Consider the following 23,016-nt stretch of genomic DNA (forward strand, 5'->3'; position numbering starts at 1 on the left):
TGGTGCCAAAACGGGCCGCTTTTGCAAGAATGCCGGACGGGCCGGCACCCTTGAATCTCTACTTCTTCTCGTCAGTTCATCAGCACTTCATGGCCGTCGCTTGCGCAGCGAAAGCGTCCGAAGCAGCCTTGCAGGCCTGACCCAACGCGGCCTTGTCGGCGCCCATCGAAGCCCAGGTGGCCTTCGTCTGGTCGAGACTGGCCTTCATCGCGTCAGCAGCGGCGCCGCTTTGCGAACCCACGCAGGTCTGCACCTTGGCCAGGTAGTCGTTGCACTCCTGCGGCAGGTCGGCGGCCGATGCCGTCGGGGCTGCAGCGGGAGCAGCCGGCGCTGCTGCGGGAGCGGGGGCAGGAGCCGGAGCGGCGGGTGCAGCAGCGGGAGCCGGTGCAGGCGCGGGCGCCTCTTCCTTCTTGGAGCAAGCAGTCAGAGCGGCAGCAATAGCCACCAGAGCAAGAATCTTCTTCATTTTGCGCAGAGTCCCCTTAAATAAAGGCCTTGGGTTACCGGGCGCGCAGAGCGCATCCGATCAGCAACGCGGCCTGTTGCATTGCTTCAATCAAACGCCTGCGGCCGCGGCCGCGCCGGACACGATTTCGGACAGCTCTTTGGTGATGCCTGCCTGACGGGTCTTGTTGTAGACCAGCTTCAGTTCGCTGATCACGTTACCCGCGTTGTCGGTGGCAGCCTTCATGGCCACCATGCGCGCCGAGTGCTCGGACGCCATGTTTTCGGCCACGGCCTGGTACACCAGCGATTCCACGTAGCGCACCAACAGCTCGTCGATCACGCTTTGCGCGTCGGGTTCGTAGATGTAGTCCCACGAATGATGGCCCGACTCGGTTTGCAGCGTCTCGGCCTTCAGCGGCAGCAGTTGCTCCACCATCGGCTCTTGCTTGATGGTGTTGATGAACTTCGTGTAGCACAGGTACACCGCCGACAGCTTGCCTTCGGCATAGGCGTCCAGCAGCGTCTTGACCGGCCCGATGAGCTTGTCCAGATGCGGCGTGTCGCCCAGCTGCGTCACATGGGCCACCACGCGGGCGCCGATGCGGTTCAGGAAACCCAGACCCTTGTTGCCGATGGCGACCGACTCGACCACGTTGCCCGCTGCCTGCGCTTCGCGCAGCTTGCCGGTGACGGCACGCAGCAGGTTGGTGTTCAAGCCGCCGCACAGGCCCTTGTCGCTGGTCACGATGATGAAGCCGACGCCCTTGGCATCGGTCGTCTTCATGAACGCGTGGGTGTACTCCGGGTTCGCCTTGCCGAGGTTGGCTGCGATGTTGCGGATCTTTTCGCTGTAGGGGCGAGCGGCGCGCATGCGTTCCTGCGCCTTGCGCATCTTGGAAACCGAGACCATTTCCATGGCCTTGGTGATCTTCTTGGTGTTTTCCACCGATTTGATCTTGCCGCGGATTTCCTTACCAGCTGCCATGAGAGCTCCTTCTTGCGTCGATCAAGGGGTCGATCAGGCGAACGACTTCTTGAACGCGGTGACGGCTGCCAGCAATTCGGCTTCCGCTTCCTTGTCGAGCGCCTTGGCCTTCTCGATCTTGTCGAGCAGCGGGGCGTGGCTGGACTTCAGGAACTGGTGCAGGCCATGTTCGAACGGCAGCACCTTCTTGATTTCGAGGTCGTCCATGAAGCCCTTGTTCACGGCGAACAGCGACGCGCCCATCAGCGAGATCGGCAGCGGGCTGTACTGCGCCTGCTTCAGCAGTTCGGTCACGCGGGCACCGCGGTCGAGCTGCTTGCGGGTGGCTTCGTCCAGGTCGGAAGCGAACTGCGCGAACGCAGCCAGTTCACGGTACTGCGCCAAGTCGGTACGGATACCGCCGGACAGGCCCTTGATGATCTTCGTCTGAGCCGACGAACCCACGCGCGACACCGAGATACCGGCGTTGATGGCGGGGCGGATACCTGCGTTGAACAGGTTGGTTTCCAGGAAGATCTGGCCGTCGGTGATCGAGATCACGTTGGTCGGCACGAAAGCGGACACGTCGCCGGCTTGCGTTTCGATGATCGGCAGTGCGGTCAGCGAACCGGTCTTGCCCTTGACTTCACCCTTGGTGAAGGCTTCGACGTAGTCGGCGTTCACGCGGGCTGCGCGCTCGAGCAGACGGCTGTGGAGATAGAACACGTCGCCGGGGTAGGCTTCGCGGCCCGGCGGGCGGCGCAGCAGCAGCGAGACCTGGCGGTAGGCAACGGCCTGCTTGGACAGGTCGTCATAGACGATCAGGGCGTCTTCGCCGCGGTCGCGGAAATATTCGCCCATCGTGCAGCCCGAGTAGGCCGACACGTACTGCATGGCAGCCGATTCCGAAGCGGAAGCCGCAACCACGATGGTGTAGTCCATGGCACCGGCTTGTTCCAGTGCGCGCACCACGTTCTTGATCGACGAAGCCTTCTGGCCGATCGCAACATAGACGCAGGTCATGTTCTGACCCTTCTGGTTGATGATCGCGTCGATGGCCACTGCCGTCTTGCCGGTCTGGCGGTCGCCGATGATCAGCTCGCGCTGGCCACGGCCGACGGGCACCATCGAGTCGATGGACTTCAGGCCGGTCTGCATCGGCTGGTCGACCGACTTGCGGGCGATCACGCCCGGTGCGACCTTTTCGATCACGTCGGTCATCTTGGCGTTGATCGGACCCTTGCCGTCGATGGGCTGGCCCAGTGCGTTCACCACGCGGCCGATGAGCTCGGGGCCCACGGGCACTTCCAGGATGCGGCCCGTGCACTTGACGGTGTCGCCTTCTGAGATGTGCTCGTACTCGCCCAGAATCACGGCGCCGACCGAGTCGCGCTCGAGGTTCAGCGCCAGGCCGAACGACGGCGTGCCGTCTGCCGTGGGCGGGAATTCGAGCATTTCGCCCTGCATCGCGTCGGACAGGCCGTGCACGCGCACGATGCCGTCCGTCACCGACACCACGGTGCCTTCGTTACGGATGTTGGCGCTGACCCCGAGGCCCTCGATGCGGCTCTTGATCAGTTCGGAAATTTCTGCGGGATTGAGTTGCATGACTCTTTCCTTCTTTCTTTGAGGCTACAAGTAGAGGGCTGGAAACCGTCAGGCTGCCAGCGCAACTTTCATTTGTTCAAGGCGCGCTTTGACGGAGGTGTCGAGCACCTCGTCGCCGACCACCACACGAATGCCGCCGATCAGTTCCGGCTCTTGCTGGACCGTGACCTGGAGCTTGCGACCGAAACGCTTTTCGAGCGCGGCCGACACATTGGCCAGCGCAGCGCCGTCGATCGGGAAGGCGCTGTAGACCACGGCGTCGGACGAACCGCTCTTCGCGTTGGCCAGTGCCCGGAACTGCTTCGCAATTTCCGGCAGCACCGAAAAGCGCCCGTTCTCGAGGAGCGCACCCAGGAAGTTCTGGGCATGAGCGGCCAACGGTGCACCGAATGCACCGGCGACCACGCCGATCACCTGTTCGGCCGTGGCCTTCGGGTTGTCGGCGAACTGCTGGAGCTCCGGATCGGCCGCGATGGCGGCAATCTTTTCGAGCCAGGCGCTGGTTCCGGCGACGTCGGACGACGACGCCTTGAAGAGCGCCTCGGCGTAGGGGCGTGCAATGGTGGCGAGTTCTGCCATGGCTTCTATCAGAGTTCGGTCTGCAGACGGGCGAGCAAATCGGCGTGAACGCCTGCATTCACTTCCTTGCGCAGAATCTGCTCTGCGCCCTTGACGGCCAGTGCGGCAACCTGCTCGCGCAGTGCTTCACGGGCCTTCAGTGCCTGCTGGTCGGCTTCGACGCGTGCGGCTGCAACGATCTTGTTGCCTTCCTCGGTCGCGCGGGCCTTGGCCTCTTCAACGATGGCCTGGGCGCGACGTTCGGCGTCGGCAAGACGTTGTGCGGACTCGTTGCGCGCCTGACCCAGCTCGGCTTCCACGCGCTTGTTGGCGGCGGACAGCTCGGACTTGGCCTTGTCGGCGGCAGCGAGGCCTTCGGCGATCTTCGCAGCGCGGTCGTCCAGCGCTTTCGCGATCGGCGGCCACACGTACTTCATCGTGAACCCGACCAGGATCAGGAACACGATCATCTGAACGATCAGGGTACCGGTAATGCTCACTTTTCACCCTCTCTTTGGGATTGAATCGAAGCCATTCGCTAGACGCCAGAGGACTAGGGAACGACGACGCAGGTCCGACGAGAAAGACTTACTTCGGCAGGTTGGCGATCTGAGCCAGGAACGGGTTGGCCGTTGCGAACCACAGAGCGATACCGGTGCCGATAATGAAAGCGGCGTCGATCAGACCAGCCAGCAGGAACATCTTGGTTTGAAGTTCACCCATGAGCTCAGGCTGACGTGCGGCCGACTCGAGGTACTTGCTGCCCATGATGCCGATGCCGATACATGCGCCCACAGCGCCCAGACCGATGATCAGGCCGGCGGCCAGTGCAACAAAGCTAATAACTTCCATGATGACTCCTAGAGGACTTTGGTTGAAGAGAAAACAAAAAACAGAAACGAAAACTGATGATCAGTGGTGATCGTGGGCCTGGCCGATGTAGACCAGCGTCAGCATCATGAACACGAAGGCTTGCAGCGTGATGATCAGGATGTGGAAGATGGCCCAGGCCGTGCCCGCGATGATGTGGCCGATGGCCAGGCCGATGCCGGTGGCCGACATGGACCAGGCACCGCCCATCAGGGCGATCAGCAGGAAGATCAGTTCACCGGCGTACATGTTGCCGAACAACCGCATGCCGTGCGAGACCGTCTTGGCGACGAACTCGATCATCTGCATGGCGAAGTTGAAGGGGTACAGCGCCCAGTGGTTGCCGAAGGGTGCGGTGAACAGCTCGTGGATCCAGCCGCCGGCGCCCTTGATCTTGATGTTGTAGTAGATGCAGATCAGCAGCACTGCCACCGACATGCCCATGGTCACCGAGAGGTCGGCGGTGGGCACGACGCGCAGGTAGGCGTGGTGCGGGTCTTCGCCGGCGATGTGGAAGATCTTGGCCCAGATTGCCGGGAACAAATCGACCGGGAACAGGTCCATTGCGTTCAGCAGGAAGATCCACACGAAGATCGTGAGGGCCAGCGGTGCGACGAACTTGCGGCTCGTGGCGTTGTGGACGATGCCCTTGGCCTGCTGGTCGACCATTTCGACGAGCAGTTCGACAGCCGCTTGAAAACGGCCGGGAACACCCGAAGTGGCCTTGCGGGCAGCCAGCCAGAGCAGCCAGCAACCCAGGATGCCGAGCGTGATCGAGAAAAAGAGCGAGTCGAAATTGAAAACCGAGAAGTCAGCAACACCTCCGGGCTTGGAGCTTTGCAGGTGCGTCAAGTGGTGAACGATGTATTCACCCGCGGTCTGACCATGTTCCGCAGCGTTTTCAGCAGCCATTCCGTTACTCGTCTCTCTGTTGCCGGCGCCGGGGCGAGAACATCACCGCCAACCAGGCCGCCTTCATTGTCACCACCAGGCCGATCAGCATTGCTGGCCAGCTCAGCGCCGTTATCAGCCTTGGCGCGGCGATCAGCATCGCCACGGACAAGGCCATCTTGACCATTTCCCACAGGAAGAATCCGAACACCGCAGCGCCCGGATTCAAGGAAGAAAACCGACCGGTCAGCCCGCGTGCGAAAACCGCCGATGGAACAACCACCGCGATCGCACCGTAAGCGGCGGACCAACCCAGATTTTGCCTCCCCGTCAGTCCCCAGGCGGCCAGAGCCACCACCAGACCGACAACCAACTGACCCGCGATCACCCGCCATGGGGAGACCGAAGGGTTCTTTGCTCGCAGTTCACGCGCCTCATCGGCGGTCAACGGCTTGAATTCTGCATCGAGGTCTTCAGCGACCTCCGAGTCTTGACGGGCGATTGTTTTCATTTCGAATGAAGCCCGGATGACGACCCAGAATTTCTACAAAGCCATTGATTATAAGTAAAAACCCAGCCGGTCCCGCCACCCCGCGCTGTCGCGCATGCAAATCGACGCTGCATTCCCTGACGCGAACCCGACGCGGCGCGCACAACCATAATTCCTTCATGCACCCTATCACCGACGCCCTGCCTGCCACGCTTTGTTACCTCGACGGCGAGTACACCGCCCTGCGCGACGCGAAGATCAGCGTCCTCGACCGTGGCTTCATTTTCGGCGACGGCATCTACGAATACGTCCCCGTCTACTTCGGCCAGCCCTTCTGCTTCGAGGAGCACATGGCCCGCCTCGACCGCTCGCTCGCCGAGCTGCAAATAGAGAACCCGCTTTCGCTCGAGCAATGGCGCGAGATCGTGATGCGGCTGGTCGAGCCCGGCGGCGACGAACCCCAGTCAGTGTACTTTCAGGTGACGCGCGGCGTGGCACCACGCGACCACGCGATGGTGCGCGGCCTGCGCCCGACGGTGTTCGTGATGGTGAACCCGCTGCCGCCCATCTCCGACGCCATCCGCGCCAAGGGCGTGGCCTGCGTCACCGCGGCCGACTTCCGCTGGCAGAAGGCCCACATCAAGAGCACCAGCCTGCTGGGCGCCGTGCTCGCGCGGCAGATCAGCGTGGAAGCCGGTGCGGCCGAGACCATCATGTTCCGCGACGAATGGCTCAGCGAAGCCTCGTCGAGCAATGTGTGGATCGTGAAGGACGGCAAGCTGATGGGCCCGCCCAAGAACAACCTCGTGCTGACCGGCATCCGCTACAGCCTGTTCGAACGCCTGTGCAAGGCGCATGGCATTCCCTTTGCGCTGCGCCCCATCTCGCGCGAAGAGGTGTTCGCCGCCGACGAGTTGCTGATCTCCTCGGCCAGCAAGGAGCTGCTGCCCGTCGTCACGCTCGACGGCCAACCTATTGGCAACGGCCGCCCCGGCCCCATCTACAAGAGCTTGTACGCGGCCTACCAGCAGGCCAAGCAACACAACGCACAGAAGCACGGAGCCCTGGCATGACCGACAACACGACTACCACCGACACCAACGCGATCCCCGACCCGCGCAAGGAGTCGCTGATCGAGTACCCCTCGCAGTTTCCGATCAAGGTGATGGGCGCCAAGGTCGACGGCTTCGTGCATGCCGTCACGCAGATCGCCGAGCAATTCGACCCGACCTTCGACGCCACCACCGTCGAGCTGCGCGACAGCAAGGCCGGCAACTACCTCGGCGTGACCATCACCGTCACGGCCACCAGCCGCGAACAGCTCGACGACCTGTATCGCGCGCTGTCCGCGCACCCGATGGTCAAGGTCGTGCTTTGACCCACAAGCGGCCCGCGCGGCGGACCATGCCATGACAGACACCGCCACCGTCCCCGCCATCGAGCTGCACCCTCTGGGCCGCGTCGACTACGCCGATACCTTCGCAGCAATGAAGCAGTTCACGCTGGAACGCACGCCCGACACACCCGATGCGCTATGGATTTGCGAGCACGCTCCGGTGTTCACGCAAGGCATCGCGGGCAAGCAGGACCACATCCTGAACCCTGGCGCGATCCCCATCGTGCAGACCGACCGCGGTGGCCAGGTCACCTTCCACGGTCCCGGCCAGGTCGTGGCCTACCCGCTGATCGACCTGCGCCGGGCGGGCTACTTCGTCAAGGAATACGTCTACCGCATCGAGGAATCGGTGCTGCGCACGCTCGCCCATTTCGGCGTGACCGGCCACCGCGTGCCCGGCGCGCCGGGCATCTACGTGCGCCTGGACGACCCGTTCTCGCACGCCGCGCTGACCGGCCCGATGCCCGCCGCCGACCCGTTCCGCGGCCTCGGAAAGATCGCCGCGCTGGGCATCAAGGTGAGCCGCCACGCCACCTACCACGGCGTGGCGCTCAACGTACAGATGGACCTCGAACCCTTCTCCCGCATCAACCCTTGCGGCTATGCAGGGCTGCAAACGGTCGACCTTTCTACAATCGGCATCCAAACCACATGGGAAGAAGCCGCCACGGTGCTGAGCCAGAAGCTCTCCACTTTCCTGGCGCCTTGACACACCAATGAGCACCACAGAAGTCGTCCGCGACGCCCAGAGCGCCGAAAACTACAACCCCCTGGCCAAGCAGAAAGCGGCGGCCAAGCTCTCGCGCATTCCCGTCAAGGTGGTGCAGACCGGCGAAGTGCTCAAGAAGCCCGAGTGGATCCGCGTCAAGGCCGGCAGCCCCACCACGCGCTTCTACGAAATCAAGCAGATCCTGCGCGAGAGCAACCTGCACACCGTCTGCGAAGAGGCTTCGTGCCCGAACATCGGCGAATGCTTCGGCAACGGCACCGCCACCTTCATGATCATGGGCGACAAGTGCACGCGCCGCTGCCCGTTCTGCGACGTGGGCCACGGCCGCCCCGACCCGCTCGACAAGGACGAGCCGCTCAACCTCGCCAAGACCATCGCCAAGCTGCGCCTGAAGTACGTGGTGATCACCAGTGTCGACCGCGACGACCTGCGCGACGGCGGCAGCCAGCACTTCGTCGACTGCATCAAGAACATCCGCGAGCTCTCGCCGATGACGCAGATCGAGATCCTGGTGCCCGACTTCCGCGGCCGCGACGACCGCGCCCTCGAGATCCTCAAGGCCGCCCCGCCGGACGTGATGAACCACAACCTCGAAACCGCGCCGCGCCTCTACAAGGAAGCGCGCCCCGGCAGCGACTACCAGTTCAGCCTGAACCTGCTGAAGAAGTTCAAGGCGCTGCACCCCAACGTGCCGACCAAGAGCGGCATCATGGTCGGCCTGGGCGAGACCGACGAGGAAATCCTGCAGGTCATGCGCGACATGCGCGCCCACGACATCGACATGCTGACCATCGGCCAGTACCTGTCGCCGTCGGGCTCGCACCTGCCGGTGCGCCGCTACGTGCACCCCGACACCTTCAAGATGTTCGAGGAAGAGGCCTACAAGATGGGCTTCAGCCATGCGGCGGTGGGTGCGATGGTGCGGTCCAGCTATCACGCCGATCAGCAGGCCCACGCCGCCGGCGTCTGACCGTTTCGAAGACAGCAAAGAGAAGAAAGGCCCCATCGAGGGCCTTTTTCTATTCAGAGAAGATCGAGCCGGTACCCCACCCCATAGATCGACCGTATCAACTCCTGCCCCCGGCTCGCCGCATCGAGCTTGCGGCGCAGGTTCTTCACATGGCTGTCCACCGCCCGATCGGTCACCGCGCGCTGGTCTGCATGCACATGGTCGAGCAGCTTGTCGCGCGACAGCACGCGGCCCCGAGCATCGGCCAGCGCCTTCAGCAGGCGGAACTCGATCGGCGTGAGCCCCAGCGGGGTGCCGTGCAGCGTCGCCTTGTACGTCTGCTCGTCGATCTGCAGGGGCGATGCCTCGCGCGACGCATAGCCGCTGCGGCGCAGCAGCGCCTTCACGCGCGCCACCACCTCGCGCGGACTGAATGGCGTCTTGCAGATGTAGTCGTCAGCGCCGATCTCGAGGCCCATCAGGCGGTCGGCCTCCTCGACGCGCGCCGTGAGCATGATGACGGGCACCTCGCTGAACAACCGCAGCTCGCGGCACACGCTCATGCCGTCCTGTCCGGGCAGCATCAGGTCGAGCAGCACAAGGTCCGGCCGGCGAGCCTTCACGGAGGGCACAACCTCCAGCCCGTTGGCGATCCATTGCGAGGTGTAGCCCGAGGCCTGGAGGTAGTCGGCGAGCAGCGCCGCCATGCGCGGCTCGTCCTCGACGATCAGGATGTGCGCGGACGAAGAAGAAGCAGTTGCCATGGTCGTGTCGTTCATTGCGGTAGCCGCACCGCAATCCACAGCCCGCCCAGCGGTGAAGCCTTGGCCTCGATGGTGCCGCCATGCGCTTCGACGATGCTGCGGCAGATGGCAAGGCCGAGCCCCGCGCCGCCACTGGCCCGGTTGCGCGAACCCTCGCCGCGGAAAAAGCGCTCGAACAGGCGCGGCAGCAGCGCCGCGTCGACGCCCGGCGCCGAATCCATGAGATCGATCGCGATCTGGTTGTCGGCCTCGCGCGCCTCGATGCGCAGCACGCCGCCCGCGTCGGTATAGCGGCAGGCGTTGAGCACGAGGTTGCTGAAGAGCTGCTGCATGCGCCGCTCGTCGGCGAACATCATCAGCGGCTGCGCGGGCAGCACCAGCTCCAGTCGCAGGCCAGCCGAAGCCAGCCTCTCGCGGAACGAATCCACGCTCAGCTCCAGCAGCTCGCGCAGGTTGATGTCGGCCTTGCGGTACGCGAGTGCGCCCACGTCCGCCATCGACAGGTCGTACAGGTCGGTCACCAGCTTGTTGAGCATGCCCACTTCGTGCTGCAGCGAGCGCACGGCCTGCGCATCGAGGCGGCGCACGCCGTCCTCCATCGCCTCCAGCTCGCCGTGCAGCACGCCCAGCGGCGTGCGCAGCTCGTGCGACACGTCGGCCATGAACTCGCGGCGCATCCGCTCGTTGCGCTGCAACGTGAAGGCCAGCGAATTGAAGTCGCGCGCCAGTTGCCCCACCTCATCGTGCGATGCCACCGCCACGCGGCTCGCGTAGTCGCCCGATGTCAATCGGTGCGTGGCCGCCGCCACACGCTTGACGGGCGCGAGCAGCACCCGCGCGATCCACCATGCGATGCCCGCGGCCAGCAGCACGCACAGGCTGCCGATGACCCAGCTCGCGCGCAGCTGGTTTTTCTGGAAGCGCTGGTCGCCGGCCTCGCTCACGCTCTGGAACGGCATCATCGCGACCCAGCCCACGGTCTTGCCGTCGACCACCACGGCGCGTTCAATGGCACCCTTGCGAATCTCCCTGAAGCCCACGATCACCTTCCTGTCCGTATCGAGCAGCGCGATGCGCAGCACGGCGCCCGTCAGGTCGGACACCAGCGCCGGGGTGCGCCCCGGCTCGAAGCGCTCGCCCGAGGCGGAAGGCGCGGGCCGCATGATCTCGAACCAGGGGCCAGGGTCGTCTCGCAGGAAGTCCCAGCTGCCGTTCTGCCGGTAGGCCGCGACGGCGTTCGGCAGCACGGAGTCGAGCCGCTCCACGCCCTGCTCGTTGAGGTAGCCGACAAAGCCGCGCTCGAAGTTCCAGCGCGAGGCCGCGCCCATCGCGACCACGGCCAGCACGGCGGTGGCCAGCACGGCGAGAAAGAGCTTGGTGGTGATGCTGATCTTCATGAAGGGCCACAAGATAAGCCAGATGAGGCCCGCGCGGTGCACTCGGCGCCCATGGCCGTGCATGCCGCAGGGACCTCCACATTCGCTCCACATTCACTGAAGACCATGGATTCCAAACCCGATTGGAATCTTCTGAACATGTCTTCCCGCTTCATCCGCACCGGCCTCGCGTGCGCCCTGGCCTTCGGCCTGCTGGGCGCGATCGCGGGATGCTCCGGCTCTTCTTCCGCACCGCCCCAGCTCCCCGCCGCGCAAGTCGGCGTGGTCACCATCCAGCCCGAGAACCAGCCGATCACCACCGAGCTGTCGGGCCGCACCCGCGCCCGCCTGAGCGCCGAGATCCGCCCGCAGGTCGGCGGCATCGTGCAGCAGCGCCTGTTCGAAGAAGGTGCGCTGGTCAAGGCCGGGCAGGTGCTCTACCAGCTCGACCCCGCCAGCTACAAGGCGTCCTACGCCAGCGCGCAGGCCAGCGTCGCCAAGGCCGAGGCCACGGTCAACTCCGCGAAGGTCACCGCGCGCCGCAATGCCGAACTCGCGAAGATCGACGCCGTCAGCCAGCAGACCAACGACGACAGCCAGGCCACGCTGCAGCAGGCCGAGGCCGAACTCGGCGTGGCCCGCGCCTCGCTCGACACGGCGCGCATCAACCTCGGCTTCACACGTATCACCGCGCCGATCGCTGGGCGCATCGAGGCCTCGACGGTCACGCCGGGCGCGCTGGTCACGGCCAGCCAGACCACCGCGCTCACCACCGTGCAGCAGCTCGACCCGATCCATGTCGACGTGACGCAATCGACCACCGATCTGCTGCGGCTGCAGCGCGAACTGGCGGCCGGCACGCTCAAGAGCAGCAGCGACAAGAGCGAAGCCTCCGTGAAGCTGCTGCTGGAAGACGGCACGGTCTACGCCCACGCCGGGCGCCTGCAGTTCGCGAGCGTCACCGTCAGCGAAGGCACGGGCGCGGTCACGCTACGCATCCTGGTGCCGAACCCCGAACGCACGCTGCTGCCCGGCATGTACGTGCGCGCAGTGCTCGAAGAGGGCGTGGCCGAACGGGCGCTGCTGGTGCCGCAGCAGGGGGTGACGCGCACGGCCAGCGGCGATGCATCGGCACTGGTGGTCACTGCCGACAACAAGGTCGAGAAGCGCGCGCTGAAGGTGTCGCGCGCTGTCGGCAACCGCTGGCAGGTGACCGACGGGCTGAAGGCGGGCGAGCGCGTGATCGTCGAGGGCTCGCTCAAAGTCAAAGTGGGCGACACAGTGAAACCCGTGACCGCCGACACCACCGCAACGGTGGCCAGCGCGGCAAGCGCCGGCACCAGCCGCTGAGGAAGCAACGCACATGGCACGCTTCTTCATCGACCGGCCCATCTTCGCGTGGGTCATCGCCATCGTCATCATGCTTGCCGGCGGGCTGTCCATTGCCACGCTTTCGCTGGAGCAATACCCCAACATCGCACCCACCAAGGTCTCCATCAACGCGACCTACCCCGGCGCCTCGGCCAAGACCATCGAGGACTCGGTCACGCAGGTGATCGAGCAGAAGATGAAGGGCCTCGACCGGCTCGTCTCGATGTCGTCGAGCAGCACCTCGTCGGGCACCGCGCGCATCGAGCTCACCTTCGAGGCCGGCACCAACGCCGACGTGGCGCAGATGCAGGTGCAGAACAAGCTGCAGCAGGCCGAGTCGCAGTTGCCGCAATCGGTGCAGAGCCAGGGCGTGACGGTCACCAAGTCGGGCACCGACTTCCTGATGATCGTCTCGCTGGTCTCGCAGGACGGCAGCGCCTCGGCCACCGACATCGGCGACTACATCTCCAGCAGCCTGCTCGACGTGCTCAGCCGCATCGACGGCGTGGGCGACGTGCAGACGCTGGGTTCGGGCTATGCCATGCGCATCTGGCTCGACCCCGCCAGGCTGCAGAAGTATTCGCTGATGCCCTCGGACGTGACCAGCGCGCTCACCAGCCAGAACACCGAAGTCTCGGCCGGCCAGCTCGGCGCGCTGCCGGCGGCCGCGGGCCAGCGGCTCACCGCGACCATCACCGCGCGCAGCAAGCTGCGCACCGCCGACCAGTTCCGCGAGGTGATCGTCAAGTCGGACAGCAGCAGCGGCGCGATCGTGCGGCTGGGCGACGTCGCGCGCATCGAGCTCGGCAGCGAGAGCTACACCGTCAGCTCGCGCTTCGACGGCAAGCCGTCGTCCGGCATGGGCGTGAAGCTGGCCACCGGCGCCAACGCGCTCACGGTGTCGAACGCGGTGAAGGCCAAGCTCGCGGAGCTGGCGCCCTTCTTCCCCAACCAGATGAAGGCCGTGGTCGGCTACGACACCACGCCCTTCGTGCGCATCTCCATCGAGGAAGTGGCCAAGACGCTGGGCGAGGCGATGGTGCTGGTCGTGCTGATCATGTACCTCTTTTTGCAGAACCTGCGCGCCACGCTGGTGCCCGCCATCGCGGTGCCGGTGGTGCTGCTGGGCACCTTCGGCGTGCTGGCGCTGCTGGGCTACTCGATCAACACGCTGACCATGTTCGGCATGGTGCTGGCCATCGGCCTCCTGGTGGACGACGCCATCGTGGTGGTGGAGAACGTCGAGCGGCTCATGACCGAGGAAGGGCTCTCGCCGAAGGAAGCCACGCGCAAGTCGATGCGCGAGATCACCGGCGCGCTGGTGGGCATTGCACTGGTGCTGTCGGCGGTGTTCATTCCCATGGCTTTCTTCGGCGGCTCGACGGGCGTGATCTATCGCCAGTTCTCGGTGACCATCGTCGCGGCCATGCTGTTGTCGGTGCTGGTGGCGCTTACGCTGTCGCCGGCACTGTGCGCCACGCTGCTCAAGCCCGTGGAGGCCGGCCAGCATCAGGAGAAGCGCGGCTTCTTCGGCTGGTTCAACCGCAACTTCGAGCGCAATGCAGACCGCTACCGCTCGGGCGTCGGCGGCCTGCTGCGGCGCGGCAAGCGCAGCCTGCTGGTGTACGCGCTGCTGGTGGGCGTGCTGGCCGTGACCTTCATGCGCCTGCCCACCTCGTTCCTGCCCGACGAAGACCAAGGCACGCTGATGGCCCAGGTGAAGCTGCCCGCCAGCGCCACCGACGAGCAGCTGCAGCAGACCATGAAGAGCTTCGAGCAATACCTGTCCTCACAAAAAGAGGTTGCCCACTTCATCACGCTGACCGGCCTGAGCGGCGACCAGGCCACGGGCAATGCCTTCATCACGCTGAAGGACTGGAGCGAACGCGGCGGCGACGGGCAAGACGCCGCATCGCTGTCGCGCCGCTTCACGATGGAGATGGCCGCGCGCACCAGCAACGCCAACGTGTTCGTGATGCTGCCGCCGGCCGTGCGCGGCCTGGGCTCGAACGCGGGCTTCGACGTGCAGCTGCAAGACCTGGGCGGCATCGGCCACGATGCGCTGGCACAGGCGCGCGAGCAGTTCCTGGCCCTGGCCAAGAAAGACCCCGCGCTGAGCCAGGTGCGCAGCAACAACCTGGACGACACACCGCAGTTCGCCATCGACATCGACGACCGCAAGGCCGCGGCGCTGGGCCTGTCGACCTCGGACATCAACGACACGCTGTCGAGCGCCATGGGCGGCAGCTACGTGAACGACTTCATCAACAACGGCCGCGTGAAGAAGGTCTACGTACAAGCCGACGCGCCCTTCCGCATGCAGCCTGATAGCGTGAACAGCTGGTACGTGCGCAACGCCAGCAGCGAGATGGTGCCGTTCTCGGCCTTCGCCAGCAGCCGCTGGACGTACGGCTCGCCGCAGCTGTCGCGCTACAACGGCATGTCGTCGTTCGAGCTGATCGGCGACCCCGCCGCGGGCGTGAGCTCGGGTGCAGCAATGGATGCGGTGGAAAACATCATGAAGCAGCTGCCGCAGGGCATCGGCTACGAATGGACCGGCAGCTCGTATCAGGAACGCCTGTCGGGCTCACAGGCGCCGCTGCTCTACGCGGTGTCGATTTTGTTCGTGTTCCTGTGCCTGGCCGCGCTTTACGAGAGCTGGTCTGTGCCGTTCTCGGTGATGCTGGTGGTGCCGCTGGGCGTGCTGGGCGCGGTGCTGGCCACGAAGCTGGCGGGGCTGTCGAACGACGTGTACTTCCAGGTGGGGCTGCTGGCCACGGTGGGGCTGTCGGCGAAGAACGCGATCCTGATCGTGGAATTCGCCAAGCAGCTTCAGGACGAAGGCGTTGCGCTGGTCGATGCCACGCTGCAGGCCGTGCGCCTGCGGCTGCGGCCCATCCTCATGACCTCGCTGGCCTTCATGTTCGGCGTGCTGCCGCTGGCACTCAGCACCGGCGCGGGCTCGGGCAGCCGCCGCGCCATCGGCGTGGGCGTGCTCGGCGGCATCGCGACCGCCACCGCGCTGGGCATCTTCTTCGTGCCGCTGTTCTTCGTCGTGATCCGGCGCTTCTTCGCGCAAAAGAAAAAACCCGCGGCGGCATCCCCGCTGACCGTGCTGCCTGAGGCATGAACGCCATGACCCGAATTCATTTCAGACTCTCCGCACTCGTTGCAGCCGCGCTGCTGGCCGGCTGCGTCAACCTCGCGCCCGTGTACTCGCGGCCCGAAGCGCCGGTGCCCGCCACCTGGCCCGCCTCCACGGGTGCGAAGGAGGCCAAGGATGCAACCGTCTCCGCCACCACCGGCTGGCAGAGCTTCATCACCGACGACCGGCTGCGCCGCACCATCGCGCTCGCGCTGGCCAACAACCGCGACCTGCGCGTGGCGGTGCAGAACATCGAGAAGGCGCGCGCGCAATACGGCGTGCAGCGCGCCGAACTGTTCCCCAGCATCGCGGCCACGGCGGGTGCCACCCGCGCGCGCACCTCGGCGGCAACAAGCAGCAGCGGCGAATCGTCCATCGGCTCGACATACAGCGCGTCGCTGGGCTTCAGCAGCTACGAGCTCGACCTGTTCGGCCGTGTGCGCAACCTCAACGAGGCGGCGTTGCAAAGCTACCTGTCGACCGAGGCCACGACCCGAAGCACGCAGATCAGCCTGGTGGCGGAAGTCGCCTCGGCCTGGCTCACGCTGGCCGCGGACAACGAACGGCTGAAGCTCGCGCAGGACACGCTGGCCAGCCAGCAGCGCACGTATGCGCTGACCGGCCGCATGCATGAACTGGGCGCCAGCTCGGCGCTGTCGCTGGCCCAGGCGCAGACGACCGTTGATTCGGCGCGCGTGGACGTGGCCAGCTACACCGCGCAGGTAGCGCTCGACCGCAACGCGCTGGACCTGCTGGCCGGCGCCACCGTGCCGGACGAGCTATTGCCGGCCGCAGGCATGGCTACGGCCAGCGCACTGGTCGACGTGCCCGCGGGGCTGCCTTCGACGCTGCTGCAGCAGCGGCCCGACGTACTGGCCGCCGAGCACACGCTGCAGGGCTCGAACGCCGACATCGGCGCGGCGCGCGCGGCCTTCTTCCCGACGATCTCGCTGACCGCGAGCTCGGGCTCGTCGAGCACGGCGCTGTCGGGCCTGTTCAAGGGCGGCAACAGCACCTGGAGCTTCGCACCGTCGGTCAGCCTGCCGATCTTCAACGCCGGCAGCAACCGCGCCAGCCTCGACTCGGCGAAGGCGCAGCGCGAGATCGACCTCGCCACCTACGAGAAGACCGTGCAGACCGCGTTCAGGGAAGTGGCCGATGCGCTGGCCACGCGCGGTTCGATCGGCGAGCAGATTGCGGCGCAGCAATCGCTGGTCGATGCCACGCAGACGAGCTACACGCTGTCGAACGCGCTCTACCGCAGCGGCAGCTACAGCTTTCTCGAAGTGCTGGACGCGCAGCGTTCGCTGTATACGGCGCAGCAGACGCTGATCGGCCTGCGGCTGTCGGAGCAGAGCAACCGCATCACGCTCTACAAGGTGATGGGCGGCGGGGACACGGTGCAGGCCGAAACCACGGCGTCGGCACGCTGATCGACCCGGAGTCTTTCAGCCGCGCGTGGCGTTCTCTTTCATCTTCGCCAGCGCGATGGCGATGGCCGCGCCGCCCAGTGTCTTGATCAGCCCCGAGTGCTGCGCGTAGAACTGGCTCACCTCGTCGATGACGCCCGCATGCTGCTGCTCGGCATGCGTGGCGATCTCGGTCACCTGCGCGGGCGACAGCTGCGAGGCCTGGTCGGGCGTGACCTGCGTCTGCCCCGGCTGCAGCACGCGCCCGAGCACGCCGCCGGCCAGCGCCGAGGCGGCGGCCGGGCCCAGCGTGGCCAGGATCTGGTTGAGCACACCAGCCTGCTGCGTGGGCGACGACTGGCCGAACAGCTTGCCGACCGTGTCGCCGAAAGGCGGCGTCTGGTCCGAGCGCATGGCTGCGGCGAGCCCCGCGCCAAGTTCGCCGGGCGAGGCGTGCTGCGCGACCTGGTCGATGTGGTCCTCGGCGTTGTTGCTGTTGTTGCCGATGGCCTGCTGGAGGATGTCGAGTAATCCCATGGTGAGCTCCTTGGTGGTCGGGCATCGTGGCCCCGCCTTCCTGATCGGCAACTGACGGCGCTGTGTCCTGCACCGGCAGGCGTCGCCCAGGCGCTGGCCACGCGCAACAGGTCCGCTATCCTGCCGGCTGGCCAAGATGAAGGACTGACTCTCCCATGCACCCCGCTGTTCAAGCCTCTATGGAACGCAGTTTCGGCGCCATTGCCGATCTGGTTCGCCTCCACGCACAACACACCCCCGATCACACCGCGCTGGCGGATGCCACGCGCACGCTGGACTACCGCGCGCTCGACGCGCTGATGGACCGCGTCGCGGCCAGCCTGCAGCGCGACGGGCTCAAGGCGGGCGACGCCATTGCCATCTGCGCCTCGTCGTCGGTGAACTACGCGGCCGTGTTCCTGGGCGCGCTGCGCGCGGGCGTCGCGGTGGCCCCGCTGGCGCCCGGCTCCACGCCCGCCAGCCTGGCCCGAATGATCGACGACGCCGACGCGCGCATCCTGTTCAGTGACGCATCGGCAGCCGACGTGATCGGCCCCGCGAAGGAAGGCAGCATTGCACGCGTCGCGCTCGACGGCTCGCAGGTCGGCCGCGACATCGAAGGCTGGCTGGCGCCGGCCGGTTCGCAGCCCGAGGCCGTCGAGGTGCAGCCCGCGTGGGCCTTCAACATCATCTATTCGTCGGGCACCACCGGCGAGCCCAAGGGCATCGTGCAGGGCCACGGCATGCGCTGGTCCCACGTGCAGCGCGGCGCCAGGTACGAATACAGCACCGACACCGTCACGCTGCTGTCGACGCCGCTCTACTCCAACACCACGCTGGTGGTGTTCTTCCCCACGCTGGCTTTCGGCGGCTGCGTGGTGCTGATGCCCAAGTTCGACGCGCTCGGCTACCTGCAGCTGGCCTCGCAGCGCCGCGTGACGCACACCATGCTCGTGCCGGTGCAGTACCAGCGGCTGATGGCGCACCCGCGCTTCGACGAGCACGACCTCTCCTCCTTCCGCCACAAATTCAGCACCAGCGCGCCCTTCAACGCCACGCTCAAGGCCGACGTGCTCAAGCGCTGGCCCGGCGGGCTGATCGAGTTCTACGGCATGACCGAAGGCGGCGGCACCTGCATCCTGGAAGCGCACCTGCACCCGACCAAGCTGCACACGGTGGGCCAGCCCGCCGAGGGCAGCGACATCCGCCTGATCGACGAGGAAGGCAACGAGCTGCCGCGCGGCAACACCGAGGTGGCCGGCGAGGTGGTGGGCCACTCGGGCGGCATGATGACCGGCTACCACCGCCAGCCCGAGAAGACGCGCGAGGCCGAGTGGTTCGACGCCACCGGCAAGCGCTTCATCCGCACCGGCGACGTGGGCCGCTTCGACGCCGACGGCTTCCTCACGCTGTTCGACCGCAAGAAGGACATGATCATCAGCGGCGGCTTCAACATCTACCCGAGCGACCTCGAGGCCGTGCTGCGCGGCCATGCGGCAGTGGCCGACGTGGCGGTGGTCGGCGTACCGTCGGAGCAATGGGGCGAGACGCCGGTGGCCTTCGTGGTGCGCCGCGAGGGCGACGCCACGAGCGAAGACGCGCTGCTGCAATGGACCAACGCGCAGCTCGGCAAGACGCAGCGCCTGGCGCGGCTGAGCTTCATCGACGAGCTGCCGCGCAGCGCCATCGGCAAGGTGCTCAAGCGCGAACTGCGTGAACGTGACCACGGCTGATGCGCAGCAGCCCGAAGGCGGAGCAGGACCGCGCCAGATGAAATCCCTGCGCGGTCAGTTGCTGTTCTTCTGGGTGCTGTTGTTCGGCATGTGCGCCGCGCTGGCCGTGGTGATGCTGACGCTGTACCGCAGCAGTGCGGGGGCGCAGGTGGCGGCGGGGCGCACGGCCACCGAGCAGTCGTGCCGGGCCATCGCCGCGCGCTATGCCAGGTCGGCCACCGCGCCTGCCCCCGCACAACCCCAGGTCGACCTGCTGCAAGTGCTGCTGCAGCTGGTGCTGGTCGAGGCGCCGCACGTCGAAGGCGGCGTGTGGCAGGCCAGCGGCGGCCAGCTGGCCTACGCCTACCCCACCTACGAAGGCAGCGGCGTGAAGCGCGACGTGCCTGCCGCCGAGCAGCCGCTGATCGCCGAAATGGCGCAGCTCGCGGCCCGCACGCAACAGCCGCAGACCGACGTGGTGCGCGGCAGCCGCGAGGCGCTGATCGTCGCGGCCTGTCCGCTGGCGGCGCCGGGCAACGACCTGGCGGCCTGGACCATGACCCGCACCAACGGCGGTGCGCTGGCTGCGCAGGACAGCCTGCGCACCGGGCTGGGCGTGTTGCTGCTGCTGGTGCTGGCTTCGGGCCTGTGGCTGGGCTTCATCCTGCTGCGCGGACTGCGCCACGTGCAACGCCTGGAAAACCGGCTGGCGCAGGCCGATGCCGACGGCGGCGCCATGCCCGAGCTGCCTCGCACCGGCGTGCTCGAGCTCGACCGCATCGTCGACGGCTTCAACCACTACCGCCAGCGCTTCGAGGAGGCCCGCGCCCACCTGCGCGCGGCCGCCCAGCAGCGCAGCCGCGACCAGCGCCTGGCCGCGCTGGGCCGCATGACGGGCGGCATCGCGCACGAGATCCGCAACCCCATCGCCACCATGCGGCTGAAGGCCGAGAACGCGCTGGCCGCCACGCCCGAGAAGCAGGGCGAGGCACTGCGCGTGATCGTCGGGCAGATCGACCGGCTCGATGGGCTGGTGCAGAGCCTTCTTGCGCTCGTGCAGCCGGTGACGCTGGCACCGGTAAAAGTGGAGCTGCACCGCTGGCTCGACGAGCGTGTGGCCGCCGTGGCGCCCAAGGCCGATGCCGCCGGCGTGCAGGTCACGCTGCAGCACGACACGCCCGCCAGCGCCGTGTTCGACCCGGTGCACCTGGCGCGCGCGGTCGACAACCTGCTCGACAACGCGGTGCGCCATGCGCCGCGCGGCGGCCACGTCGTGCTCTCGGCCCTGCAGCCCGATGCGCGCACGCTGGCCATCCGCGTGGACGACGACGGCCCCGGCGTGCCCGAATCGCTGCAGGCCAGCCTGTTCGAGCCCTTCGCCACCGGCCGTGCCGACGGCACCGGGCTGGGCCTGGCGCTGGCGCGCGAGGTGGCGCTGGCGCACAGCGGTGACTTGCATCATGTGCCGCTGACACCGGGCACCCGCTTCGAACTGGAACTTCCATGGCGCACCTCCTGATCGTCGACGACGACGACGCCTTCCGCGACACGCTGGCCGAAACGCTTCAGGGCCTGGGCCACGAGACGGTCGCCGTCGCCAGCGGCAACGAGGCCATCGAGACGCTGTCGCGCGAGCGCTTCGACGCCGTGTTCCTCGACCACCGCATGCCCGGAATGGATGGCCTGCAGACGCTTGCGGCCCTGCAGGCGCGCATGGCGCGGCTGCCGCCGGTGATCGTGCTCACCGCGTTCTCGAGCGCGGGCAACACCATCGAGGCGATGCGGCTGGGTGCCTTCGACCACCTGGCCAAGCCGATCAGCCGCGAGGCGGTGCGCGAGGTGCTGGAACGCGCGCTGCAGCGGCACACGGCAGCCTCGCCATCGGCCAGCAACACCGGGGACGACGACACCGACCTGATCGGCCCGAGCCAGGCGATGCGCGAGGTGCACAAGCGCATCGGCCTGGCCGCCGCCAACGCGATGCCGGTGCTGGTGCTCGGCGAGACAGGCACCGGCAAGGAAATGGTGGCGCGCGCCCTGCACCGCTACTCGGCCCGCGCCGAACGCCCTTTCGTGGCCGTCAACTGCTCGGCCATTCCGAAGGAACTGCTCGAAAGCGAACTCTTCGGCCACATGCGCGGCGCCTTCACCGGTGCCACCGGCGAGCGGCCCGGGTGCTTTCGCGCGGCCGACGGCGGCGTGCTGGTGCTCGACGAGATCGGCGACATGGCGCTGGACGTGCAGGCCAAGATATTGCGCGCCCTGCAGGAGGGCGAAGTCACGCCGCTGGGCAGCCACAAGACGGTGAAGGTCGACGTGCGCGTGGTCGCTGCCACGCACCGCGACCTGGCCGCCGCCGTGCGCGAAGGACGCTTCCGGGAAGACCTGCTGTACCGGCTCGACGTGCTGTCGATCCGCATGCCGCCGCTGCGCGAGCGACTGGCCGACATCATTCCGCTGGCGGAGCACTTCCTGCGCCGCGCCGCCTTGCAGGGTGCGCCCGATGCCGTGCCCAAGGCGCTGTCGGCCGAGGCGGCGCAGCGGCTGCTGAGCCACCCGTGGCCGGGCAACGTGCGGGAGCTGCGCAACGTGATGGAGCGCTGCCAGGCGCTGGTGCGGCACCGCGTGATCGGCGGCGCGGACCTGGACCTCGCGCTCGGTGCCGCGGCTCCCGGCGAAGCCCCCGCCACGCTGCCCGCCGACTGGCTCGAGGGCGAACTGCCAGCCGCCGTCGAGAGGCTCGAGCGCCTGCTGATCGCGCACGCGCTCGCACAGACGCAGGGCAACCGCGCCGAAACGGCACGCCGGCTGGGCATTCACCGGCAACTGCTGTATCGCAAGCTGGCGCAGTACGGGCTCGAATGAGCCGCAGGTGTCCGCAAACCGGACACCCGGTGTCTCCGGATCATGCGGCAGCAAGCCGCCGGACGCACGCAAGTCGTTGATTTCAAAGGATTCGTGAGCTGGCACGTTGTGTGAGATGTCCTTGGGCATCCATCCACACAAGGAACTGACCATGACACCCCGCATCACCTTCATCGCCGCCGCCTGCCTGCTGGCCGGCAGCGCCGCCTTCGCCCAGATGCCGCCCCCATCACCGGGCGGACCGATCCCCCCGCAGCGGCCCGGCGCCACCGCGCCACTGCCACACGCCGTGCCGACAGCGGGCACGGTCGCCAGCGGCCGCGTGCAGCAATGGCTGCTCAACCCGAACGGCGAGGCCGACGGGCTGCTGCTGGCCGACGGCACGCAGGTCGCATTTCCGCCGCACCTCTCGGCCGCCGTAATGCAGGTACTCAGGCCCGGCGATACGGTGCAGGTCAGCGGCTGGCGCGCACCCGGCGTGCCGGTGGTGCGCATGCAGTCGCTCGCCGCCAACGGCCGCAGCGTGACCGACGAGCCGCCGGTGCCCGGCATGGCCCCGCCGCCGCGCGAACCGGGCGCGCTCGTTGCCCTGTCGGCGGGCGGGCGCATCGATCGCCTGCTGTACACCGACCGTGGCGACGTACACGGCGTGCTGCTTGCAGACAAGACCACCGTGCGCTTTCCGCCGCACATCGGCGCGATGTACGGCGCGCAACTGCAGCCCGGCGCCCAGTTCCATGCGCGCGGCTGGGGCACGCGCGGCGCACAGGGCACGGCGTTGGAGGCCACCAGCATGGGTCCGACCGCGGACACGGTGCGCGAGGTGTTCGGCGGCCCGGGGCTGGTGCCTGCGCACCGAGGCCCCGGCGGCCCCCGCGGCGCGAGGGGCGCCGGCCCCGCGCCATACGCGCCGCTGATGGCGCCACCGGCCCCGATGCCGGCATCCTGATCTTCC

General features: G+C 66.9%; 22 protein-coding genes. 11 read left to right on the forward strand and 11 right to left on the reverse strand.

Going from position 1 to position 23,016, the window contains the following annotated elements; all coding sequences use genetic code 11:
• Nucleotides 1-79: 79 nt before the first annotated feature.
• The 8 genes from ACN9MV_RS29815 to ACN9MV_RS29850 all read right to left on the reverse strand — a co-directional run bounded on the left by ACN9MV_RS29815 (nucleotide 80) and on the right by ACN9MV_RS29850 (nucleotide 5,849).
• Nucleotides 80-466, reverse strand: a complete 387-nt coding sequence (locus tag ACN9MV_RS29815) for a hypothetical protein (protein WP_093057732.1) — start codon at nucleotides 464-466, stop codon at nucleotides 80-82.
• A 90-nt stretch (nucleotides 467-556) separates the two neighbouring features.
• The gene (gene atpG / locus ACN9MV_RS29820; RefSeq protein WP_093057733.1) at nucleotides 557-1,432 is read right to left on the reverse strand and encodes a F0F1 ATP synthase subunit gamma; all 876 of its coding nucleotides are present in this window, start codon (nucleotides 1,430-1,432) and stop codon (nucleotides 557-559) included.
• A 33-nt stretch (nucleotides 1,433-1,465) separates the two neighbouring features.
• Nucleotides 1,466-3,019 carry a F0F1 ATP synthase subunit alpha gene (atpA, locus tag ACN9MV_RS29825; RefSeq protein WP_093057734.1) on the reverse strand — a complete coding sequence of 518 codons (1,554 nt, stop codon included), beginning with the start codon at nucleotides 3,017-3,019 and terminating at the stop codon, nucleotides 1,466-1,468.
• A gap of 48 nt (nucleotides 3,020-3,067) precedes the next feature.
• Nucleotides 3,068-3,598 carry a F0F1 ATP synthase subunit delta gene (locus ACN9MV_RS29830; RefSeq protein ID WP_093057735.1) on the reverse strand — a complete coding sequence of 177 codons (531 nt, stop codon included), beginning with the start codon at nucleotides 3,596-3,598 and terminating at the stop codon, nucleotides 3,068-3,070.
• Between the two features lie 8 nt (nucleotides 3,599-3,606).
• Complete coding sequence (locus ACN9MV_RS29835) at nucleotides 3,607-4,077, reverse strand: F0F1 ATP synthase subunit B (protein WP_093057736.1); 471 nt, start codon at nucleotides 4,075-4,077, stop codon at nucleotides 3,607-3,609.
• Between the two features lie 88 nt (nucleotides 4,078-4,165).
• Entirely contained in the window at nucleotides 4,166-4,429 is a 264-nt protein-coding gene (gene atpE / locus ACN9MV_RS29840; protein WP_007830191.1) for a F0F1 ATP synthase subunit C, read from the reverse strand.
• Between the two features lie 60 nt (nucleotides 4,430-4,489).
• Complete coding sequence (gene atpB, locus ACN9MV_RS29845) at nucleotides 4,490-5,359, reverse strand: F0F1 ATP synthase subunit A (protein WP_093057737.1); 870 nt, start codon at nucleotides 5,357-5,359, stop codon at nucleotides 4,490-4,492.
• A 4-nt stretch (nucleotides 5,360-5,363) separates the two neighbouring features.
• Nucleotides 5,364-5,849 carry an ATP synthase subunit I gene (locus ACN9MV_RS29850; RefSeq protein WP_426390626.1) on the reverse strand — a complete coding sequence of 162 codons (486 nt, stop codon included), beginning with the start codon at nucleotides 5,847-5,849 and terminating at the stop codon, nucleotides 5,364-5,366.
• Nucleotides 5,850-6,007: 158 nt separating this feature from the next.
• On the opposite strand from ACN9MV_RS29850, the gene ACN9MV_RS29855 reads away from it, so the two are divergent.
• From ACN9MV_RS29855 to lipA, 4 genes are read left to right on the forward strand one after another with little or no spacing between them, the layout of a single operon-like run.
• Nucleotides 6,008-6,901: a D-amino acid aminotransferase gene (locus tag ACN9MV_RS29855; RefSeq protein WP_093079047.1), complete on the forward strand. Its 894-nt coding sequence runs from the start codon at nucleotides 6,008-6,010 to the stop codon at nucleotides 6,899-6,901.
• On the forward strand, nucleotides 6,898-7,206 hold the full coding sequence (locus ACN9MV_RS29860) for a YbeD family protein (protein ID WP_093079048.1): 309 nt from the start codon (nucleotides 6,898-6,900) through the stop codon (nucleotides 7,204-7,206). Before ACN9MV_RS29855 ends, ACN9MV_RS29860 begins: the two co-directional genes overlap by 4 nt.
• Before the next feature lie 31 nt (nucleotides 7,207-7,237).
• A complete protein-coding gene (gene lipB, locus ACN9MV_RS29865) occupies nucleotides 7,238-7,933 on the forward strand; it encodes a lipoyl(octanoyl) transferase LipB (RefSeq protein WP_093057741.1) in 696 nt (231 codons plus the stop codon).
• 7 nt (nucleotides 7,934-7,940) lie between these two features.
• Nucleotides 7,941-8,924: a lipoyl synthase gene (gene lipA, locus ACN9MV_RS29870; protein WP_426390627.1), complete on the forward strand. Its 984-nt coding sequence runs from the start codon at nucleotides 7,941-7,943 to the stop codon at nucleotides 8,922-8,924.
• Between the two features lie 53 nt (nucleotides 8,925-8,977).
• On the opposite strand, the gene ACN9MV_RS29875 is transcribed toward lipA, so the two are convergent.
• Complete coding sequence (locus ACN9MV_RS29875) at nucleotides 8,978-9,682, reverse strand: response regulator (RefSeq protein ID WP_426390628.1); 705 nt, start codon at nucleotides 9,680-9,682, stop codon at nucleotides 8,978-8,980.
• Nucleotides 9,679-11,064 (reverse strand): sensor histidine kinase efflux regulator BaeS, encoded by a 1,386-nt coding sequence (gene baeS / locus ACN9MV_RS29880; RefSeq protein ID WP_426390629.1) that lies wholly within the window; start codon nucleotides 11,062-11,064, stop codon nucleotides 9,679-9,681. The genes ACN9MV_RS29875 and baeS overlap by 4 nt, the downstream gene beginning before the upstream one ends.
• A gap of 138 nt (nucleotides 11,065-11,202) precedes the next feature.
• On the opposite strand from baeS, the gene ACN9MV_RS29885 reads away from it, so the two are divergent.
• From ACN9MV_RS29885 to ACN9MV_RS29895, 3 genes are read left to right on the forward strand one after another with little or no spacing between them, the layout of a single operon-like run.
• Complete coding sequence (locus tag ACN9MV_RS29885; RefSeq protein WP_093079107.1) at nucleotides 11,203-12,393, forward strand: efflux RND transporter periplasmic adaptor subunit; 1,191 nt, start codon at nucleotides 11,203-11,205, stop codon at nucleotides 12,391-12,393.
• 13 nt (nucleotides 12,394-12,406) lie between these two features.
• Nucleotides 12,407-15,544, forward strand: coding sequence for an efflux RND transporter permease subunit (locus ACN9MV_RS29890; protein WP_426390630.1), 3,138 nt, complete (start codon nucleotides 12,407-12,409; stop codon nucleotides 15,542-15,544).
• 5 nt (nucleotides 15,545-15,549) lie between these two features.
• The gene (locus ACN9MV_RS29895; protein ID WP_426390631.1) at nucleotides 15,550-16,992 is read left to right on the forward strand and encodes an efflux transporter outer membrane subunit; all 1,443 of its coding nucleotides are present in this window, start codon (nucleotides 15,550-15,552) and stop codon (nucleotides 16,990-16,992) included.
• Between the two features lie 15 nt (nucleotides 16,993-17,007).
• Here the strand turns inward: ACN9MV_RS29895 and ACN9MV_RS29900 are convergent, their stop codons facing one another.
• Nucleotides 17,008-17,505 (reverse strand): hypothetical protein, encoded by a 498-nt coding sequence (locus tag ACN9MV_RS29900; protein WP_093057747.1) that lies wholly within the window; start codon nucleotides 17,503-17,505, stop codon nucleotides 17,008-17,010.
• A 179-nt stretch (nucleotides 17,506-17,684) separates the two neighbouring features.
• Here ACN9MV_RS29900 and ACN9MV_RS29905 point away from each other — a divergent pair, with 179 nt between their 5' ends.
• From ACN9MV_RS29905 to ACN9MV_RS29920, 4 genes are all read left to right on the forward strand, one after another.
• A complete protein-coding gene (locus ACN9MV_RS29905; protein WP_426390632.1) occupies nucleotides 17,685-19,217 on the forward strand; it encodes a class I adenylate-forming enzyme family protein in 1,533 nt (510 codons plus the stop codon).
• A 37-nt stretch (nucleotides 19,218-19,254) separates the two neighbouring features.
• Nucleotides 19,255-20,715: a sensor histidine kinase gene (locus ACN9MV_RS29910; RefSeq protein ID WP_426390633.1), complete on the forward strand. Its 1,461-nt coding sequence runs from the start codon at nucleotides 19,255-19,257 to the stop codon at nucleotides 20,713-20,715.
• Entirely contained in the window at nucleotides 20,700-22,061 is a 1,362-nt protein-coding gene (locus ACN9MV_RS29915) for a sigma-54-dependent transcriptional regulator (RefSeq protein ID WP_426390634.1), read from the forward strand. Before ACN9MV_RS29910 ends, ACN9MV_RS29915 begins: the two co-directional genes overlap by 16 nt.
• A 151-nt stretch (nucleotides 22,062-22,212) precedes the next feature.
• Nucleotides 22,213-23,010 (forward strand): hypothetical protein, encoded by a 798-nt coding sequence (locus ACN9MV_RS29920; protein ID WP_426390635.1) that lies wholly within the window; start codon nucleotides 22,213-22,215, stop codon nucleotides 23,008-23,010.
• Nucleotides 23,011-23,016: the final 6 nt, after the last annotated feature.

This window comes from Variovorax sp. R-27 (assembly GCF_049913215.1).
In the GTDB taxonomy this organism is placed as follows: domain Bacteria; phylum Pseudomonadota; class Gammaproteobacteria; order Burkholderiales; family Burkholderiaceae_C; genus Variovorax.